This window comes from uncultured Mucilaginibacter sp. (assembly GCF_903893715.1).
Lineage (GTDB): Bacteria > Bacteroidota > Bacteroidia > Sphingobacteriales > Sphingobacteriaceae > Mucilaginibacter.
Window position 1 is genome coordinate 1 of the sequence record NZ_CAITNG010000076.1, and the last position, 1,878, is coordinate 1,878.

The following is a 1,878-nucleotide window of genomic DNA, read 5'->3' on the forward strand; positions in this document are numbered from 1 at the left end:
AATTCATAAAAGCAAAAAACAGGATATAACCGATAAAAGACCCAACCTTTCTGACATATAAATACCTGGGTGTAAGCACTTTTGCTGTATAGTAACATACCGGCAATGTTGAGCCGGTAATAGCCATATGTCCTAACCACTGTGGCACCCACCGCGTATTGGGATTGTAGCTTATCAGCATGATTATAAAAGATGCTACCATCCAGGTAAGTAAATAATATAAGTTCTGTTTATTAAACCAGTGTGGCATATGCTGATAAATTATTGGCATTAACTTAAGGTTTGGCAATTTACAATCATTATTCAGGGTGTCAAATGCTGTACGTCAAGTATTTATGTCCACTGGTCAAGTATTTATGCAGGTTGATATAAAGAGTCAAACGCCCCCTCATTAAACAACTATTTTAGTAACAAATATTTGACAATTAATGGCTTACAAAAGTTAATAAATAAAATTCAATCTAACCAGCAATGAAAAATTTACACATCAAATTTGGGGCTTGCTTGCTCATCGCGGCTGCCGGCTTTACTTCATGTTCAAAATCAAAAAAAGAAGTAACACCCATAACTCCAAAAGTACTTACGGTAACAACGCTTGCGGGTTCAACAACGGCTGGAAGCCTTGACGGTACCGGTATTGCCTCGAGCTTCAAAAACCTTTCGGGTTTAATTTTTAGTAGCGATGGCACATTGTATGTTGGCGACTGGGCCAACAACCTGATACGCAAAGTAAACGTCAGTACAGGTGCCGTTACCCGGTATGCGGGAACAGTAACGCCTGGCTTCACCGATGGCCCGCTTGCGTCTGCAGTTTTTAACGGAACAGCAAATTTGACATTTGATAAAGCAGGCAACCTGTTTATTGCAGATGAAGAAAATAATGCAATACGTGAAATAACAACGGCAGGTACTGTTGTAACCATTGCAGGAAGCGGCGCTCAGGGAGCAAATGACGGTATAGGTACTGCAGCAACTTTTTTCCACCCTGAAGGTATTGTAGCAGATGGTAACGGAAACCTTTACGTCGCCGATAATAACAATACTATTCGTAAAATTAATATCAACACAAAACAAGTTACAACTTACGCCGGAACCGGCATACGCGGCTTTAAAGATGGCCCTGTTGCCAACGCTCAATTCAGCAGCCCTTATGGGTTGGCTTTAGATGCCAATGGCGATCTGTATGTAGGCGACATCGTTAACAATCGCATTCGCAAAATAACGATATCTACCGGTACCGTCTCAACATTCGCAGGTACAGGAACGCAGGGCTTAACTAATGGTACTGCGCTGAGTTCTACATTTTACTTTCCTTGCGGGCTGACTTTTGATAGTTCCGGCAATTTATTTGTCGCCGAACTCAGAAATAATACTATACGCAAAATTGCAACAGATGGCACAGTAACTACCTATGCCGGAACGGGTGCTCAGGGTTCAACTGACGGTCCGGCTACTTCAGCCACTTTTTATCAACCCATTGGACTTGCAGTTGATGCTAGCGGCAATGTTTATGTGGCTGACGAGTACAATAACGAGTTGCGGAAAATTAGTCTGAAATAGTGCTTTGTCTATTGGATTTTTAAAAAAGCCCATGTTACCCGGTAGACCCCAATACAGTTCTATAGTTAATTGGTTGATTTGAAAACCGGCCTGGGATTAGGTCGGTTTTCGATTTTCTTAAATACGGGGCAAATGATGCAACCAAACTACCAGCACTAAAAAGCGTTACTGCATTAATTACATACATCTTTAATCACCGACCATTTACCGGTGCAACGCGGGGTTGGGAATTATTTACCGCGCCTACGAATAAGTTTGGATCAGTAGTATATAAGCGATATTTAATATCGAACCAACCAGAAGTGGGTCGCGCAGGAA

2 protein-coding genes are annotated in these 1,878 nt (G+C 41.7%); one reads left to right on the forward strand and one right to left on the reverse strand.

Translation table 11 applies throughout. From position 1 onward, the window contains the following. A partial coding sequence (locus QZX97_RS09350) for a hypothetical protein (protein WP_295664591.1) occupies positions 1-181 on the reverse strand: 181 nt, incomplete at its 3' end. 290 nt (positions 182-471) lie between these two features. On the opposite strand from QZX97_RS09350, the gene QZX97_RS09355 reads away from it, so the two are divergent. Next, positions 472-1,560 carry an NHL repeat-containing protein gene (locus QZX97_RS09355; RefSeq protein ID WP_295664592.1) on the forward strand — a complete coding sequence of 363 codons (1,089 nt, stop codon included), beginning with the start codon at positions 472-474 and terminating at the stop codon, positions 1,558-1,560. Positions 1,561-1,878: the final 318 nt, after the last annotated feature.